Annotated in this window: 18 protein-coding genes; 7 read left to right on the top strand and 11 right to left on the bottom strand. The window is 32.2% G+C overall.

The window, feature by feature from the left end:
- Positions 1-105: 105 nt before the first annotated feature.
- The 3 genes from B0A66_RS16760 to B0A66_RS16750 all read left to right on the top strand — a co-directional run bounded on the left by B0A66_RS16760 (position 106) and on the right by B0A66_RS16750 (position 2,660).
- The gene (locus B0A66_RS16760) at positions 106-1,242 is read left to right on the top strand and encodes an MFS transporter (protein ID WP_244283517.1); all 1,137 of its coding nucleotides are present in this window, start codon (positions 106-108) and stop codon (positions 1,240-1,242) included.
- 60 nt (positions 1,243-1,302) lie between these two features.
- Positions 1,303-2,235 (top strand): peptidylprolyl isomerase, encoded by a 933-nt coding sequence (locus tag B0A66_RS16755; protein WP_089051006.1) that lies wholly within the window; start codon positions 1,303-1,305, stop codon positions 2,233-2,235.
- A gap of 95 nt (positions 2,236-2,330) precedes the next feature.
- On the top strand, positions 2,331-2,660 hold the full coding sequence (locus B0A66_RS16750) for a cytochrome C (protein WP_089051005.1): 330 nt from the start codon (positions 2,331-2,333) through the stop codon (positions 2,658-2,660).
- Positions 2,661-2,736: 76 nt separating this feature from the next.
- Here the strand turns inward: B0A66_RS16750 and B0A66_RS16745 are convergent, their stop codons facing one another.
- The 3 genes from B0A66_RS16745 to B0A66_RS16735 form a co-directional block, all read right to left on the bottom strand.
- A complete protein-coding gene (locus B0A66_RS16745) occupies positions 2,737-3,117 on the bottom strand; it encodes a GreA/GreB family elongation factor (RefSeq protein WP_089051004.1) in 381 nt (126 codons plus the stop codon).
- A gap of 358 nt (positions 3,118-3,475) precedes the next feature.
- Complete coding sequence (locus tag B0A66_RS16740; RefSeq protein WP_089051003.1) at positions 3,476-4,030, bottom strand: thioredoxin family protein; 555 nt, start codon at positions 4,028-4,030, stop codon at positions 3,476-3,478.
- Between the two features lie 137 nt (positions 4,031-4,167).
- A complete protein-coding gene (locus B0A66_RS16735) occupies positions 4,168-5,061 on the bottom strand; it encodes an alpha/beta fold hydrolase (RefSeq protein WP_089051002.1) in 894 nt (297 codons plus the stop codon).
- Positions 5,062-5,189: 128 nt separating this feature from the next.
- Between B0A66_RS16735 and B0A66_RS16730 the strand changes: the two genes are divergently transcribed.
- Complete coding sequence (locus tag B0A66_RS16730) at positions 5,190-5,525, top strand: tRNA-binding protein (RefSeq protein WP_089051001.1); 336 nt, start codon at positions 5,190-5,192, stop codon at positions 5,523-5,525.
- 217 nt (positions 5,526-5,742) lie between these two features.
- On the opposite strand, the gene B0A66_RS16725 is transcribed toward B0A66_RS16730, so the two are convergent.
- The 4 genes from B0A66_RS16725 to B0A66_RS16710 form a co-directional block, all read right to left on the bottom strand.
- The gene (locus B0A66_RS16725) at positions 5,743-6,288 is read right to left on the bottom strand and encodes an RBBP9/YdeN family alpha/beta hydrolase (RefSeq protein ID WP_089051000.1); all 546 of its coding nucleotides are present in this window, start codon (positions 6,286-6,288) and stop codon (positions 5,743-5,745) included.
- A gap of 21 nt (positions 6,289-6,309) precedes the next feature.
- On the bottom strand, positions 6,310-7,152 hold the full coding sequence (locus tag B0A66_RS16720; protein WP_089050999.1) for an alpha/beta hydrolase: 843 nt from the start codon (positions 7,150-7,152) through the stop codon (positions 6,310-6,312).
- A 97-nt stretch (positions 7,153-7,249) separates the two neighbouring features.
- Positions 7,250-7,618, bottom strand: coding sequence for a PUR family DNA/RNA-binding protein (locus B0A66_RS16715; RefSeq protein ID WP_089051053.1), 369 nt, complete (start codon positions 7,616-7,618; stop codon positions 7,250-7,252).
- Positions 7,619-7,686: 68 nt separating this feature from the next.
- Entirely contained in the window at positions 7,687-9,465 is a 1,779-nt protein-coding gene (locus B0A66_RS16710; protein WP_089050998.1) for an ABC transporter ATP-binding protein, read from the bottom strand.
- Between the two features lie 204 nt (positions 9,466-9,669).
- Here B0A66_RS16710 and B0A66_RS16705 point away from each other — a divergent pair, with 204 nt between their 5' ends.
- The 3 genes from B0A66_RS16705 to yajC all read left to right on the top strand — a co-directional run bounded on the left by B0A66_RS16705 (position 9,670) and on the right by yajC (position 12,246).
- A complete protein-coding gene (locus B0A66_RS16705) occupies positions 9,670-10,776 on the top strand; it encodes a Glu/Leu/Phe/Val family dehydrogenase (protein WP_089050997.1) in 1,107 nt (368 codons plus the stop codon).
- A 239-nt stretch (positions 10,777-11,015) separates the two neighbouring features.
- Positions 11,016-11,927, top strand: coding sequence for a transcription antitermination factor NusB (nusB, locus tag B0A66_RS16700; RefSeq protein ID WP_089051052.1), 912 nt, complete (start codon positions 11,016-11,018; stop codon positions 11,925-11,927).
- Positions 11,928-11,970: 43 nt separating this feature from the next.
- Positions 11,971-12,246: a preprotein translocase subunit YajC gene (gene yajC, locus B0A66_RS16695; protein WP_089050996.1), complete on the top strand. Its 276-nt coding sequence runs from the start codon at positions 11,971-11,973 to the stop codon at positions 12,244-12,246.
- 93 nt (positions 12,247-12,339) lie between these two features.
- Here the strand turns inward: yajC and B0A66_RS16690 are convergent, their stop codons facing one another.
- From B0A66_RS16690 to pepT, 4 genes are all read right to left on the bottom strand, one after another.
- On the bottom strand, positions 12,340-13,209 hold the full coding sequence (locus tag B0A66_RS16690; protein WP_089050995.1) for a hypothetical protein: 870 nt from the start codon (positions 13,207-13,209) through the stop codon (positions 12,340-12,342).
- Positions 13,210-13,398: 189 nt separating this feature from the next.
- Positions 13,399-14,280: a hypothetical protein gene (locus B0A66_RS16685; protein ID WP_089050994.1), complete on the bottom strand. Its 882-nt coding sequence runs from the start codon at positions 14,278-14,280 to the stop codon at positions 13,399-13,401.
- 124 nt (positions 14,281-14,404) lie between these two features.
- Complete coding sequence (locus B0A66_RS16680; RefSeq protein WP_089050993.1) at positions 14,405-14,845, bottom strand: DUF3592 domain-containing protein; 441 nt, start codon at positions 14,843-14,845, stop codon at positions 14,405-14,407.
- A 313-nt stretch (positions 14,846-15,158) separates the two neighbouring features.
- Positions 15,159-16,436, bottom strand: a complete 1,278-nt coding sequence (gene pepT / locus B0A66_RS16675) for a peptidase T (RefSeq protein ID WP_089050992.1) — start codon at positions 16,434-16,436, stop codon at positions 15,159-15,161.
- Positions 16,437-16,618 lie beyond the last annotated feature (182 nt).

Here is a 16,618-nt window from a genome sequence, read left to right as displayed (position 1 = left end):
AATTAGATACGCTAATTAGAAAATTTTGTATTCTTTTTTAAGTTCAGGTACTAATTAGAATAGTATTTTTGCAACATGAATTTAACTAAAACGAATGTCTTGTTTATGGCAGCTTGCACTGGTCTTATAGTTGCAAACCTGTATTACTGCCAGCCTTTAATTGTTTTAATTGCCAAAGAATTTAATATTCCCGAAGCCAATGCCGGAACAATAGCTTATCTGACTCAGGGAGGTTATGCCATCGGACTGTTTTTTATGGTTCCGTTAGGTGATAAAATTGAGCGAAAAAAGCAAATTCTAATTACGACTTTAGCCTCTGTCGTCGCTTTGATAATTGCAGCTACGGCAAAGAGTTTCTTAGTTTTGCAAATAGCCTCTTTACTTATAGGAATCACCTCTATTGTTCCACAGCTTATTTTGCCTCTGGCTGCTTCATTAACTGCACCGGAAGAACGAGGGAAGGTTGTCGGAACCATCATGAGTGGATTACTTCTTGGAGTTTTGCTTTCCAGAACATTAAGCGGATTTGTTGGTCAGATTCTGGGATGGAGATCTATGTTTTTGATTGCCGCCGGAATTTGTACGCTGATCTTTTTTGTAATTCAAAATAAATTTCCGGTAAACAGACCTCAATTTCAGGGAACCTACGGGCAATTAATTAAATCGCTTTTTACATTAATAAAAACACAGCCACTTTTGCGTGAAGCTACTTTAATCAATGTTTTCTGTTTTGCTCAGTTTGGCGCTTTCTGGACTACAATGGTATTGTTGCTTTCGGAATCTCCTTTTAATTTGAATAGTTCTCACATTGGACTTTTTGGAATTGTAGGAGCTTCAGGAGCTTTGGCAGCGCCTTTGGTAGGTAAAATGGGAGATAAAGGAAGTCCAAGAGTTGCCGTAGGTTATGGTTGCTTGTTAATGCTGATTAGCTTTATCGTATTTTACTTTTCAATAGAAAGTATCGCAGGAATAGTTATTGGGATTGTTCTAATAGACATTGGAATTCAGGGTGTTCATATCTCCAATCAAACAAGAGTTTACTCTTTATTACCGGAAGCACGAAACAGATTAAATACTGTATTTATGTCATTTAGTTTTTTAGGAACGGCAGCTGGTACAGCATACGGATTATTATTATGGAAATTAGGCGGATGGCATGCTGTAACGATCGGATGTGCTGCTTTATCACTATTATCTTTGGTGGTTTACGGTGTTACATTTAAGTCTTCTTCTAAAAAATAGAAACCACAAATTGATAAAAAATTAATTTGTAAATTTGCATTAAAATTTAAAATAACAATAATGGAAAACGGAATATACGCTAAATTCAACACTAGCAAAGGTTCAATTTTAGTAAAATTGGCACACGATTTAGCTCCTGGAACTGTAGGTAATTTTGTAGCGCTTGCAGAAGGAAATATGGAGAATAAAGTTAAACCACAAGGACAAAAATTCTATGATGGTTTATCATTTCACAGAGTAATACCTGATTTTATGATTCAGGGAGGTTGCCCAAAAGGAACTGGAACTGGAGACCCAGGATATAAATTTGATGATGAATTTCACCCAAGTTTAAAACACGATCGTCCGGGAGTTTTAGCAATGGCAAATTCAGGACCTGCAAGTAATGGTTCTCAATTCTATATTACACACGTTCCAACTTCTTGGTTAGACGGAAAACACACTGTTTTTGGTCACGTGATCGAAGGTCAGGATATTGTTGATGCTGTTGCACAAGGTGATACACTTCAGACTTTAGAAATTATTAGAGTTGGTGAAGAAGCTGAAAAATGGAATGCAATTGAGGCTTTTATTGCTTTAAAAGGTGCTCGTTTGAAGCGTGATGCAGCTTTAAAAGCAGAATCTGAAGCTAAAATGGAGCAACTTGCTGCTGGTTTTGATAAAACAGAAAGCGGATTACGTTACAAAATGATTCAAAAAGGTGATGGTAAAAAAGCGGAAGCAGGTAAAACAGTTTCAGTACATTACGAAGGTTCATTAGAAAACGGAAAAGTTTTTGATTCTTCTTACCCACGTAAAAAACCAATCGAATTTAGATTAGGTCAAGGTCAGGTTATCGAAGGATGGGATGAAGGTATCGCATTATTACAAGTTGGAGACAAAGCTCGTTTTGTAATTCCATCTGATTTAGGATACGGAGCTTCAGGTGCTGGAGGAGTAATTCCACCAAACGCTACCTTGATTTTTGATGTTGAATTAATGGACGTAAAATAATTAAAAACTAAAATTTTTAATTATTTCTACTATACAATCCCATTCGCTGGCCGAATGGGATTTTTTTTATATTTACGCCATTAAAAAAAACATTAATGAAATTAAAAATCATATTCGCAGCTGTTATAGTTTTATTTGCCTTTTCGTGTGGAACTCCAAAAATAGTAGCAACAACTCCTGTGGCGCCGGTTGCTTCTACAGTATCTTCCTCTGCAGCAGAAGTCAAAGTTACGGAGTTAGCACCGGAATTAGTAAAAGGAAAGAGTTTGTATGAAAAGAATTGTGCAGGCTGCCATAAATTATTTCAGCCTAAGACATTTACAAAAGAAGAGTGGAAGCCTATTTTAGTAAAAATGCAAAAGTTTACCAATTTAGAAGACGCAGAAATGGTCTTTGTTTCAAATTATATCGACTCACAATTGTGATGTTCAAGGTAACGATATAAGCTTTTTTTACAATAGTATATAAAAAAACACCTTCGCAATGGAGGTGTTTATAAAATTAGATATTGCTGACAGCAACTATTTTTAAAGTTTTTATTCCCGCAGGCAATTCCCAGTCTACGATATCATTCTCTTTAAACCCAATTATAGCAACGCTTAAGGGAGCGAGAACAGATATTTTTCCTTCCTTTACGTCAGATATCGATGGCAATACAATTTGAATCTTCATTTGCTTATTGGCTTTTACATCCTCAACAGTTACAAACGAGTTAATTCTAATAATTGAATCTTCAAGATTATTTTCTTTACTAATTATAGCTCTGTCTAATTCGTGCGAAAGTTGTCCCGCTTCTTTTGCGTTGGTTGAATTTTTACTTTTAAGGATCAATTCTCTTAAAAGAGTATAATCTGTTTTACTAAAAATAGGTGTTGGTTTCATAAGTAATGAATTAAAGTTTATAAAAAGTAGTTCTGTTTCCCGGTTCTAATGGAGAAACAATTTATTGTTTGAAAAATGATTTAAATAAAAAACTATTTAGAGGAGGAAGTTCCGCTAAGTAAAAATGAATCGGTAAACGTAAAGAAATCCTCCGCCTGAAAGAGAAAATGAAATAGACGGAGGCCTAATTGATAAAGGCCTTGCTATGTGAAACAAATACAGCCGTAAGCGGTTTTCCTGTAAAAGAAAACGCATGACAAGATGCTGTAAATAATAGATTGTTCACAATTTTATTTTTTTGATGATCTACAAAGATAACTAAACTTTTTTAAAGGATAGTAATGTTATTTTTAGGAGATTATTTCCATTTAATATTACACCCTAAACTTGGTTTTTGCGGGTCTTTAAGCGTTCTGTTGTAGATTAAAGCATCAATAGCGCTTCGCAAATCGCTTCCACTTAAAGGTATTCCGTTATTAGGTCTGGAATCGTCTAATTGACCTCTGTAAAACAAACGATCCTGATTGTCGAACAAGTAAAAATCAGGTGTGCAGGCAGCGTCATAACTTTTGGCTACTTCCTGACTTTCGTCGAATAAATAAGGGAAGTCTATTTTGTTCTGAAAAGCAAATTCCGTCATGATCTCGGGAGCGTCTTGTGGATATTTCTCGATATCATTGCTTGAAATTGCAATAACACCAAGTCCTTGAACACGATAATCATTAGCAATCATGATGATTTCGCTAAGTACATGAAGTACAAACGGACAATGATTGCACATAAAAACAACCAGTGTACCTTTTGATCCCTTTAAATCTTCAAAAGAATACGTATTATTAGAATTCGTATCTTTTAATTTAAAGTTTGGAGCAATTGTTCCGAGAGGTAACATGTTTGAAGAAGTTCGTGCCATTTTATATTCTTTAATTCAAATTTAAATTTAAATTCCGGATAAAAAAGAGCATCAGTAATAAAAAAACATCCAAAGAGCATTTTACTTTAATTGTATTTTGCTCCTTGGATGTTTCTATTGATTTTATATGGAAATGTTTACGAATTTAAAAAACTCAATAAATCATTGTTTAATTTATCTTTATCTGTGTAAAATAAGCCGTGTGGTGCGCCTTCATAAACAATATACGTATTGTTACGAATACCTTCGGCTGCTTTTTTAGAAGTAAGATCGATCGGTACAATCTTGTCATCATCACCGTGAATAATTAAAGTAGGAACTTTGATAAAATCTAATTCATCTCTAAAATCAGTATAAGAAAAAGATTCAGCACATTTTTGTGTAGCTCTTGGCGAAGCAAAAGAACATAACATTCTGTAATATTCCAATAAAGGAGTACTCAATGGTTTGTTGATAATGTTAATCCCAAAAAAGGTTTTTCCAAAGTTATCTACAAATCCAATTCTGTCCTCTGCAATAGCTGTGGCAGTTCCGTCGCTTTTTTCTTTTGGATGTCCTTCAGGATTGTCAGTTGTTTTTAATAAAAATGGAATAATTGAGGAAATTAAAGCTGCTTTCGTAACGCCTTTTCCACCATAACGGCTAAAATAACGAACTACTTCACCACCTCCCATTGAGAAACCAACAAGCGTTGCGTTTTCTAATTGAAGCTGTTCGATAATTTCTTTCAGGTCATCTGTTAACGTATCGTAATCGTATCCGTCCCAAGGTTGCGAAGATTTACCAAATCCACGACGATCGTAAGCAATTACTCTGTAATTGTTTTGAACCAGAAAATCGATTTGGTATTCCCACATTTCATTCGAAAGCGGCCAGCCATGAATTAAAATAACCGGTTTTCCTTTACCATAATCTTTTACATATAATTTGACATTATGTGCAGTCTCTATAAATTTATCTGTATTGGGATGCTGAATATCAAATTGAGAATCTCTAAGCGATTGGTCGGTATTTAGTACGTTATTTTCCATTTTATAAATTTTTAAATGTTAACTTGTTCATTTACATTTGTAAAAGTAGAAACGGAACCAATAAAATATGTTATAGAATTAGTAAGAATATTTATAACATTAAAATATTTAAAAATTAAAAATATAATATGGATTTAACCTGGAGTGAATTCGAAAGAACAGATATGCGTGTAGGTACAATTATCGAAGTAAATGATTTTCCTGAAGCCAGAAAACCTGCCTATCAACTTACAATAGACTTTGGTGCCGAAATTGGAATCAGAAAATCTTCGGCTCAAATTACCAAACGTTATCAAAAAGAAGATTTAGTAAATCGCCAGATCGTTTCAGTAGTTAACTTTCCTAAAAAACAAATCGGGAAATTTATGAGTGAATGCCTTGTTCTTGGCGCAGTAGGCGAGGAGGGAGACGTTATATTATTAGCACCCGACTTTAAAGTAGAAAACGGACTTCGAATAGGATAGTTACTTAGTATTCAGTGTTCAGCTTGTTAGTGATCAGTTCTTAGTTCTTAGTTTTTTAGTACTTAGTACTTAGTTCTTAGTACTTAGTATTTAGCGCCAAGGACTCCTTTTTTTAATGTTTTTGGTTTAGAATTTCATTGGCTAAAATAAAATCAGTGAAATACTAAAAAACTGAACACTAAAAGAAACTGAACACTGACCACTAACAAACTGACCACTATCCTATACGTTTGATCAGCTGCTGCAAAATAACTTGCCCTTCTTCCCAATATTTTAAATCAGAATCAGAGTTGATGTGTCCTTGTTTACCAACATTTACCAAATCACTTCCCCATGTTTCGGCAAAATATTTTTTTCTTTCGAAAGAAGCATAAGGATCATTTTCGCTAGCTACAACAATAGATGGAAATGGTAGCTTTTGCGTTGGCATAGGTGCGAAATTCCGAATACATTCAGGAGTATGTTCCGGTGAATCTACATCGGCGGGAGCAACTAATAGAGCTCCAACAATGTGTTTGTTAGTATACAAGGCTGTCCAATGCAAAACGAGTGAAACGGCAAGACTGTGAGCAACTAAAACAGTAGGTTCTTCAAGTTTAGAAATTTCTTCGTTTAATCGTGCAATCCATTCTTCGCGTACAGGCTCATCCCAATTGTCGTGTACTACACGTGTTGAATTTTTGAATTTTTCATGCCAGAAAGTTTGCCAGTGTTTCTCTCCGGAATTACCAAGTCCGGGTAAAATTAATAAATGTGTATTCATTTTGATGTCTTGGTTAAGGAACTATTTTTGGGGTGTTTTATCTTTATTCTTTTCTTTAATTATTCGGTTTACTTCGTTTAAAAGTAATGGAAAAGCAGGTTCCGTCATACCATGATTGTAACCGTCTAATTCAAAAAGGCGCGTTTGTTTATGACCTTTTAATTTCATCATGCGCATGAGATAAGCATTTTCTTCATAGCGTCCCAACATTTCCAATTCGCGATCTCCAGTAATCAATAAAAGAGGAGGTGCATCAGCACGAACAAAAAATAGTGGAGCGAAAGCATCTATTGTTGGCTGAGTTTCCGGGATTCCGTTTTCTCGTCTAATTTCAAAATGAGTAATGCATTGAGCGCTAAACGGAATTAGTCCCGCGATAGCATTGGCATCAATTCCTTCTTTTTGTAAATATTTCTTATCTAAGCCAATCATTAAGTCTAAATAACCGCCTGCAGAATGTCCGGAAACAAAAATTAAGGAAGGGTCACCTCCATAATTGGAAATATTATTAAAGACCCAGGCAACTGCGGCGGCTGCATCATCAATCGCTTTTGCGGCTTTTGCTTTTGGAGACAATCTGTAATTTACGCCAATGATAGCCACGCCTTTATTTTTCAGCGCTTCAGGAATTTCTTTGCTGCCGCCAGTTAATCCTCCACCGTGAAACCAAACAATCGTAGCAAAGCCTTTAGAATTTTTTGGGTAATAGATATCCAAAACGCAGCGTTCGTTGATATAGCTGTCGGTTTTGTTTACAGCCGAATTGTAGTATTGAATATTTGATTTAGTATCGTAATCTAACTTTTGGGCAAAAGAAGAAATTCCGATTAGGCAGATACTTAATAAAAGAAATAGGTTTTTCATTTTATATTTTTTAAAAATAGAAATTTAAATATATAAAAAAAGTCCAAGATGCGGGACATGTTGGACTTATACTTTTTAAAAAGCTATGTAGGTTGGACTAAATATCGTCAAAATCAATATCAGTGAAACTAGTTCTTTGTACTTCAAGTTTTTCAGAACCGTATTCTTTTTTAAAATCTCTTTGGTGTCTCTCAGAAATTACTTCTTCGCCTTTGTGGTTTAAGACGTACGAAGTCATTTCGTCTAATATTTCGCCAAAAGCGCTGAAATCTTCTTTATATAGGTAGATTTTGTGCTTCTTAAAATGAAAAGAACCATCTTCTTCAGTGAATTTTTTACTTTCGGTAATCGTGATATAGTAATCATCAGCTTTAGTAGCTCTTACATCAAAGAAATAAGTTCTTCTTCCTGCTCGTAAAACTTTAGAAAAAATCTCTTCTTTTTCTAGCATGTCATTTTCTCTCATAATACGTTCTGTCATTTTTGGAATTAATAGAACTCAAAAATCATAAAAATTTATCGATTATACAACAATTAAAGTAATTCTTTTTCCGAAAGTTGCTTTAAATATAATGATGAATAATAACCTTCCTGATTTATTAATTGATTATGAGACCCTTGTTGAATAATTCTGCCGTCTTCCAGAATGATTATTTTATCGGCATTTTTAGCCGATGAAATACGATGACTTACAATTATAGTAGTTTTATCTTTACAGATTTCAAATAAATTATTTAAAATAGTTTCTTCTGTTTCCGTATCAACTGCAGACAGACAATCGTCAAATAATAGAATAGCAGGGTTTTTAATTATTGCCCTTGCAATAGATACACGCTGCTTTTGTCCTCCCGAAAGTGTAATACCTCTTTCTCCCAGAACAGTATCGTATTGTTTGTTGAAAGCAATAATATTGTCGTGTACAACAGCATTTTTAGCAGCTTCTATTACTTCCTCGTCAGTTGCATGCTGATTACCAAATTTAATGTTGTTTTTAATAGTATCAGAAAATAAAAAAGCGTCTTGCGGTACAATTCCAATATTATTGCGCAGATCGTTTAAGTTTAAAGCGCTTATTTCATTCTCATCTATTGTTATTTTTCCATGGCTAACATCATATAAACGCGAAAGCAATGATAATATTGTAGATTTTCCGGAACCTGTTTTTCCAAGAATAGCTAAAGTTTCTCCTTTCTTTACAGTAAAGCTTATATTTTTTAGCGCCTCAATATTAGTATCTTCATACGTATAACTTACATTTTCGAAAGCAATTGAACCTTGAATATCAGAAGGGTTTTCATTATTGTTTTTGATTTCCGGTTCGATTTTCAAAAATTCATTCAAACGTTTTTGAGAAGCTTCTGCCTCCTGAACCATAGAAGAAACCCAACCTAAAGACGCTACCGGCCATGTTAGCATGTTTACATATAAAATAAATTCAGCAATCGTACCAATGTTAGGAATAGTACCGTTGATGTATATAACACCTCCAAAATAAATTACCACCAAATTACTAATTCCGATTAAGGCAATCATGAGAGGACCAAACAGCGATTGTACTTTGGCTAAATCCAAACTCTTTTTTTTGCTTTCGTCAGCAAGCATCACCATATTGTTCTGATGCTGGTTTTCTAAAGAATAAGCTTTAATGACTCTGATTCCTGAAAATATTTCCTGTGAGAAGCTTGATACTTTAGATAAATATTGCTGAAAGGTGGTACTTCGCTTATTGATTTCTGAGCTAAGTTTGAAAATACAATACGAAAGAATAGGCAATGGTAAAATTGTATACAAAGTCAATAATGGTGAAACACTATACATATATATAATAACGATAGCAAAACGTATACAAGTGTTGATCGTGTACATTACGGCCGGACCTACATACATACGCACTTTTGAAACATCTTCGCTAATACGATTCATTAAATCTCCAGTTCTGTTTTGTTTGTAGAAATTTTGAGACAAATTTTCGTATTGCTTAAAAACTTCATTTTTTAAATCAAACTCAATATGACGTGACATTACAATCAAAGTCTGACGCATTAAGAAGGTTAAAAATCCTGCAACAATTGTAGTGGCTATGATTAGCAGTACGTTATGGATTAAATCCTGGCGATAAGAATCGATAATTGCTTCTGAAACTTTTTGAGATTCAGGTAAATTATCGAACTTTTCAATAGCGTTTAGCGACTTACTAATAAGCTTTGGTGTAAACAAAGAAAATATTTGTGCGATAATGGTGATTAAAATTCCGGCTGAAAAACTGTATTTATATTTAATGAAATATTTGTTTAAATAGCTTAATTCTTTCATTTTTTTAAGAGATTCAATATTAAATTGATTTGATTTTATAAATTATTCTCAATTAAAGGTAATAGAATTTATAATTATGTCAAAACAATTCGATTGTAAAATTGTTATTAAAAGGATAAAAAATTAGCACATGTATATTTTTTGTTTAAGTTTGAGATGTCTTTTTGACAAATTCATAATATTTAACAAATAAATAGTAACGCTATGGATGCAACTTTCGCAACTGGAAAGGAACTTCAAAAAATGGATCCCGTTTTTGGTCAATTATCTTTTGACGATCACGAACAAATTGTATTTTGCAACGACAAAGATACGGGTTTAAAAGCAATTATTGGTATTCATAATTCAGTTATGGGGCCAGCTTTAGGAGGTACTAGAATGTGGAATTATAATACCGAATGGGAAGCATTAAACGATGTTTTGCGTCTTTCAAGAGGTATGACTTATAAATCTGCAATTACCGGACTTAATATTGGTGGAGGTAAAGCAGTAATTATTGGAGATGCAAAAACACAAAAAACGCCTGAATTAATGCGTAAATTTGGTGAGTTTGTTCACTCTCTAAGTGGAAGATATATTACAGCAGAAGATGTTGGAATGGAAACTAAAGATATGGACACTGTTAGAGATGTAACACCTTACGTTACAGGTATCTCTGAAGAAAGAGGTGGTTCAGGAAATCCTTCTCCTATTACAGCTTATGGTGTTTACTTAGGAATGAAAGCGGCTGCTAAAAGCCAGTTTGGTTCTGATGTTTTAGATGGTAAAAAAGTTTTAGTTCAGGGAATTGGTCACGTTGGAGAAGCTTTAGTAGAATATTTAACTAAAGAAGGAGCAGTAGTTACTATTGCAGACATCAACGAAGAAAAATTATATGAAGTAGCTTCAAAATACAACGCTACAATTTATACAGGCGAAGATTTATATACTGCTGATGTTGATATTTACGCACCATGTGCAATGGGAGCTACAATCAATGACAATACAGTAAACAAAATCAAAGCTAAAGTAATTGCTGGTGCTGCCAACAACCAATTAGCAGATGAAAATGTTCACGGAGCAAGATTACAGGAAAGAGGTATTTTATACGCACCTGATTTCTTAATCAACGCTGGTGGAATTATCAACGTTTATGCTGAATTAGAGCATTATGGTAAAGCAGAAATCATGAGCAAAACAGAAAATATCTATAATACAACTTTAGAAATTATTGATTATGCTGTTGCAAACAACATGACGACACATAAAGCTGCTTTAACAATCGCTCAAAATCGTATTGATTTGAGAAAAATTGAAAACAGCAAAAAATAAGTAAAAACTATTATTTTACAATCCCAGTATTCAATCCCGTTTTACCATGTAAACAGGAAGTGAATACTGGGATTTTTTTTTGTAAAAATAAATTTTGGCAGAAATTATACTTGATTTTTGAGTCTTAAAAAATTAATGGATATAAATTTTAATTTGACGTGTGAAATACTTATTTTTGCAGACTAATTTTTAAATGTTCTTACAAGGTGGTAAACAGAAGACACATACGCGTTAAAGTAATGCAATCCATTTATGCAATGCACCAAAGCGGTTCTGATAATATGGAAAAAGAAGAGAAGTTTCTTTTTTATAGTATTGATAATATTCAGGACTTATATCTTATAATGGTTTCTTCATTGATCGAAATTTGCAAAAAAGAATCTGTATTTTTGCATTTATCAAGTAAAAAACATCTTGCGACTGCTGCAGAACGTAATCCTAATGAAAAATTTATAAACAATAAAATTTTTCAGCTTCTTGCCGAAAGCAATTCCTTAAGCATCGCTTTAGAAAACCGTAAAATCAACAATTGGTCTTTAAATGACGATTATATCATTTTGCTTTTAAATGATATTAAAGCAAGCGATGTGTATGCAAAATACATGAGCAATACTGCGAATACATTTGAAGAAGACAGACAATTTATAATTGATTTGTTTTCAGAAGTAATCGTTCCTAACGAAAAGTTATACGAATACCTTGAAGATGATAAGTTAACTTGGGTTGATGATATTCCTGTTGTTAATACACATATCATTAAACAATTAAAAGCAATAAAAAACAACAATCCTGACGAGTTTAGAGTGCCTAAATTGTATAAGGACGTTGAAGATAAGGATTTTGCAAAAGATTTATTCAGAAGAACAGTTTTAAACGAATCAGTATTAGCAAAAGAATACGATGATAAAACGCCAAACTGGGATAGCGAAAGAATTGCTGAAATTGACACGATTATTTTAAAAATGGCAATTTGTGAGTTTTTAAAATTCCCTTCAATTCCTGTAAAAGTAACTCTTAACGAATATTTAGAAATTGCAAAAGAGTATTCTACACCAAAAAGTAGTATTTTTATCAACGGGATTTTAGATAACCTTGTAAAAGAACTTGAAGCCAATAAAAAACTGGTAAAAGTTGGAAGAGGTTTAATGTAAGATTTCAAAAAAATAATAATAAATCAAAAACAGAATTTAAATTATGGGACAATTAACTCAATTTGCGCCATTTCTATTAATGTTCGTGGTAATCTATTTCTTCATGATCAGACCACAACAAAAAAGAGCGAAAAACGAAAAAGAATTTGAAAGCAGCCTAAAAGTAGGGGACAAAATAATTACTAAAAGCGGTTTTCACGGTAGAGTGGCAGAGCTTGCTGAGACAACAGTTATTATTGAAACAATGTCTGGAAAATTAAAATTAGAGCGTTCAGCTATTTCTATGGAAATGAGTGCTGCTTTAAACAAAAAAGTATAATTTTTAGATTACTATAAAATATAAATCCCAAATTCTAATTTAGAATTTGGGATTTTTTTTATTTTAAAATTTTGAATTGCAACTTGATTTAAGTTAGTAATATGAAATTTCTCTTTCAAAATAGCTGCCAGTACCATCGTCTTTTATAACTTTTTTGATGATCCAGTTTCCGTATTTATCATATTCGTATTGATATTTTGTTACAGACTCGTATTTTTTTGTTTTATAAAGAGATTTTACAATATCATTATGACTGTTGTATTCGTAATCAAATGTGGACTTTTCTTTTTCTTCTTCAAATCTTTGTTCTACAAAAGTGGTACTAATACAATTATTGTTTTTATCATATTTGTGATATTCTTCCCGATATGTTTTATCGTCAGCATCTTGATAAATGGTTTCTAAAATATTGTTGTTTTTATCTTTTTTAATTAATTCATAATGATTGACTTCATACTTGTTTGTAATTGTATCTAATAAAAGATCAGCCTTTAAAATTGGATTTTTATCGTACATGTAAACCTGTAAAGAACTTTGATAACCAGCTCTGTTTTTACTTACTATATATTCTTCTTTTTCTAATCTGTTTTTCTTGTCATATTTACATGTTGTTGTTGAAAAAACAGTGTTTTTATCTGTGTAACGGATTTCCGAAACCAGCTGATTTTTTTTGTTGTATTCATATTTAGATCTTAAAACAAACTTTAGGTCTGGTGATAGATTGGATATGCTATAAGTTTCTTTTAAATTTCCTAAAGAATCAAAATTTTCAATATGATCCTGACCAAATCCTGTCAAGCTTACTCGCTCACCTTTAGAATATGTCACAATATTGTTAACTAGATTGTACTCAATTTCTTTTGTAGATTTTATATGTCCTTTTTTTACTTTTACTTTTTCTTGTGAGTTGCAACTCACAAGAAAAAGTAAAAGTAAAAAGCTTATCAGATTATTTTTTTTCATTAAGGTATTGATTATATATTGGTTTTGTTTGGTGTGTACTTTTGTTTAATGTATTATTTCTAATTGTTTTGAGCTTTTTGATTGATGATTTTTAATAACATTTTTCGAAAAGGATTCTGATTGATGTTATTCAACATTAGCACTTAGATAAAGAGTATTTAAATGATCATAGTTTTTTCTTTTTTAGTTTTATTGATAATATTCAATTTTCCTTATTCTGATAGTTGGTGTGTATTTTGGGTTAATTGTAATCCTTGTTATGCAATTCTGATTTTTGTCAAGTTGTTGATAAACCTTTATGTTTTGGTCGTACTTGTGCTTGTAATATTCTTGAGATGTACCATCAGGATTAAAGAGTATCTCTTTTGCTATTTCTCCTTGATCATCATATTCATATACGATACGGCTTTCTATAGTTTTGTCCTTTTTATACCTTAAAGTTTCAATTTTTTGTCCTAATTGATTATAAGTATATAAATTCTCGTACCAGAACTCATTATCTTCATGATGCAGAATTTTTACCTGATTTTTATCTTCAAAATAACTGTAAAGCCATACCTGCTTTTTTACATGTTGCTTAATAAGATGTCCGGTTTTAGTATACTCAAATTTTATGTCGCCAGAAAATGAAAAATCATCGCCTAGTAAATTATTTTTACTAATAATAAGTTGATTGTTTTTGTCATAAAATAAGGCATCTGTTACTACAGACTTACTGCCAAATCTGTTTCCAAATGAAATTCTGTTTGTTAGAAAACCATTTTCATTAAAAGTTACTCTGCAATCATTATCCATTTCCGCAAGGTTAGAATATTCGTGCTCTTTATTTAGATCGATTAATTCATAATTACTAAAATTAATTATAGAATCTTTAGGAAGAGAATGGGTTTTTTGTTCTACTGTTTTCACCTTCCCATTTAGTCCATACTTTTCTAATGTCAGATTAATATCATCTTTAATTACTTCGTAAATATTTTTCGTTTTAGGATTACTTTTGTTTTCGCTTCTTTGAGCAAAACTTTGTAGGGATGAAAAGATAAATAGAAATGAGAATAGGGTAGTGATCTTCATACTGTTTTATGAAAGGATTTTCTAAAAGTAATAATAGAAAAATTATAGTTTAATTTCATGATCCGATAAACATATAGGTTTGAAAATTCTGTTAAGGATAAAAGGGATAAGAAAAAAAGAACTATTAAAGTTCTTTTTTTCTTATGATATAAGTAACGAATGAAAAGATTAAAGTAAAAATACCTAAGACAAAAGTTGGTAACCATAAACTTGCAAAATCGTTTATTTGTGCATCGCTGCTATCGTCGGGACTATACATAATTTCAATTTCTTCGCCAACATTGTAAGCAGGAGAATTTCCTTTACCTGCATTTGATTTTACATTTACTAATCGCCCTGTTTTATCTTTAAACTCAAATTCAGGATAATAAAAAGTTGTTTTTTTTGTTCTATTATTTTCCCGTTTTTCTTCAATTTTCTTTTCAAAACGAACAATTTTGCCCGTAGTAAAAATCGCTCTTTGAATTTTTGTATATCTGTAATAAGTAACGTATAAAGTTATTGCTAAAAAAATGATACTTATTATTAGCATTATCCTTCCTGCTTTACTTTTTTCTTTTTCCATTGTTTAATTTTTTTTAGGGGTTTATAATTGTTTTTATTTTTTCTTTAAAATCACCTTCCCATTTAGTCCATATTTTTCTAATGTCAGGTTGATGACATCTTTTGAATATTGATATTAAGAAAAGGTTTGTTATTTTTTTCGAGCGTAAATGTAAGTTTTTGTTCTCAAACAAAACAAATGTTAAGTTTAAAATTTAACAACAAATTTCGCAGTAAAAAAAGCAATTGCACAAATTATATAAGCATAAAAAATCCCAAATTCTGAAATAGAATTTGGGATTTTTTTAAATGTATTTTTGGACAGATTACATTCCTTACTTTTTTCTTTTCGGTTTTTCTGTTACATCAAAAATACCCGGTATAGCAGTCAATTCAGCGATTTTCACAATTACATCAGTTGCTTTCTGAATGCTTTCTGCCGGAACATACTCGTATTTTCCGTGAAAATTGTGTCCTCCTGCAAAGATATTCGGGCAAGGTAATCCCATAAAAGATAATTGAGATCCGTCAGTACCGCCACGAATAGGCTTAATGATCGGTTTAATGTTTAATTCTCTCATTGCTTTTTCAGCAATATCAACAATATGTTTTACCGGAAGCACTTTTTCCTTCATATTGTAATACTGATCTTTTATTTCAGTGGTTACAATATCTTCTCCAAATTGTTTAGCGAATTTTTTATTTATTTTTTTAGCAATTTTTCCAATTAGGTCTTTTCGCTTTTCGAATTTAATCTTGTTGTGATCTCTAATAATCAGTTCTAAAACCGTTTCTTCGATACTTCCTGTTAAGTGGTGTACGTGAAAGAAACCTTCGTAACCTTTAGTTTCCTGTGGTGTTTCGCCTTTTGGAAGTTCGTTGATAAATTCATTTGCAATCAGCATTGAGTTAATCATTTTTCCTTTAGCATAACCAGGATGAACACTTTTTCCTTTAAAAGTAATTTTAGCTCCTGCAGCATTAAAATTTTCATATTCTAATTCACCAATCTGACTTCCGTCCATCGTGTACGCCCATTGTGCGCCAAACTTTTCAACGTCAAAATGATGCGCTCCGCGGCCAATTTCTTCATCAGGAGTAAAACCTATTCTGATTTTTCCGTGTTTAATTTCAGGATGCTGAACTAAATATTCCATTGCCGATACAATTTCTGTAATTCCGGCTTTATCATCGGCACCTAATAAGGTAGTTCCGTCAGTCGTAATAATCGTTTGCCCTTTATATTGCAGTAAATCTTTGAAATAGCTTGGAGATAAAACGATATTTTTTTCAGCATTTAGAATAATGTCTTTTCCATCGTAATTTTCAACAATCTGAGGTTTTACATTCGCTCCGCTAAAATCAGGCGAAGTATCAAAATGCGAAACAAAACCAATTGTAGGCACTTCATGTTCCACATTACTTGGCAAAGTAGCCATGATATACGCTTTATCATCGATTGTAACATCGTCTAAGCCAATTGCTTTTAGCTCTTCGACTAATTTATTGGCAAGGTTCCATTGTTTAGCAGTACTTGGTGTAGTTTGTGAATTTGGGTCAGATTCTGTATCAATTGTTACATAACTGATGAAGCGATCTATGATATGTTGCATTTTTCTAATTTTTAGGCAAATATAAACAATATTTCAGGGGTTTAAAAGTATGTAATAAACAGTGGATAGGATTTAGAAGCTTATTCTTGATTTAGAGGAGAAATAAATCACAAAAAACAGTTTTTTGTAAAAATGAAGCATTTTAAAGTATGAATAATTACATTTGCACGCAATAACAACTA

The sequence above is a fragment of the Flavobacterium hercynium genome (assembly GCF_002217285.1).
Lineage (GTDB): Bacteria > Bacteroidota > Bacteroidia > Flavobacteriales > Flavobacteriaceae > Flavobacterium > Flavobacterium hercynium.
Note: the sequence above shows the minus strand (reverse complement) of the source record. Positions and strands in the feature narration are given on the sequence as shown.

Coding starts and splice junctions, on each gene's coding strand:
- B0A66_RS16760 (WP_244283517.1), top strand. CDS start 106: ATGGCAGCTTGCACTGGTCTTATAGTTGCAAACCTGTATTACTGCCAG.
- B0A66_RS16755 (WP_089051006.1), top strand. CDS start 1,303: ATGGAAAACGGAATATACGCTAAATTCAACACTAGCAAAGGTTCAATT.
- B0A66_RS16750 (WP_089051005.1), top strand. CDS start 2,331: ATGAAATTAAAAATCATATTCGCAGCTGTTATAGTTTTATTTGCCTTT.
- B0A66_RS16745 (WP_089051004.1), bottom strand. CDS start 3,117: ATGAAACCAACACCTATTTTTAGTAAAACAGATTATACTCTTTTAAGA.
- B0A66_RS16740 (WP_089051003.1), bottom strand. CDS start 4,030: ATGGCACGAACTTCTTCAAACATGTTACCTCTCGGAACAATTGCTCCA.
- B0A66_RS16735 (WP_089051002.1), bottom strand. CDS start 5,061: ATGGAAAATAACGTACTAAATACCGACCAATCGCTTAGAGATTCTCAA.
- B0A66_RS16730 (WP_089051001.1), top strand. CDS start 5,190: ATGGATTTAACCTGGAGTGAATTCGAAAGAACAGATATGCGTGTAGGT.
- B0A66_RS16725 (WP_089051000.1), bottom strand. CDS start 6,288: ATGAATACACATTTATTAATTTTACCCGGACTTGGTAATTCCGGAGAG.
- B0A66_RS16720 (WP_089050999.1), bottom strand. CDS start 7,152: ATGAAAAACCTATTTCTTTTATTAAGTATCTGCCTAATCGGAATTTCT.
- B0A66_RS16715 (WP_089051053.1), bottom strand. CDS start 7,618: ATGAGAGAAAATGACATGCTAGAAAAAGAAGAGATTTTTTCTAAAGTT.
- B0A66_RS16710 (WP_089050998.1), bottom strand. CDS start 9,465: ATGAAAGAATTAAGCTATTTAAACAAATATTTCATTAAATATAAATAC.
- B0A66_RS16705 (WP_089050997.1), top strand. CDS start 9,670: ATGGATGCAACTTTCGCAACTGGAAAGGAACTTCAAAAAATGGATCCC.
- nusB (WP_089051052.1), top strand. CDS start 11,016: ATGCAATCCATTTATGCAATGCACCAAAGCGGTTCTGATAATATGGAA.
- yajC (WP_089050996.1), top strand. CDS start 11,971: ATGGGACAATTAACTCAATTTGCGCCATTTCTATTAATGTTCGTGGTA.
- B0A66_RS16690 (WP_089050995.1), bottom strand. CDS start 13,209: ATGAAAAAAAATAATCTGATAAGCTTTTTACTTTTACTTTTTCTTGTG.
- B0A66_RS16685 (WP_089050994.1), bottom strand. CDS start 14,280: ATGAAGATCACTACCCTATTCTCATTTCTATTTATCTTTTCATCCCTA.
- B0A66_RS16680 (WP_089050993.1), bottom strand. CDS start 14,845: ATGGAAAAAGAAAAAAGTAAAGCAGGAAGGATAATGCTAATAATAAGT.
- pepT (WP_089050992.1), bottom strand. CDS start 16,436: ATGCAACATATCATAGATCGCTTCATCAGTTATGTAACAATTGATACA.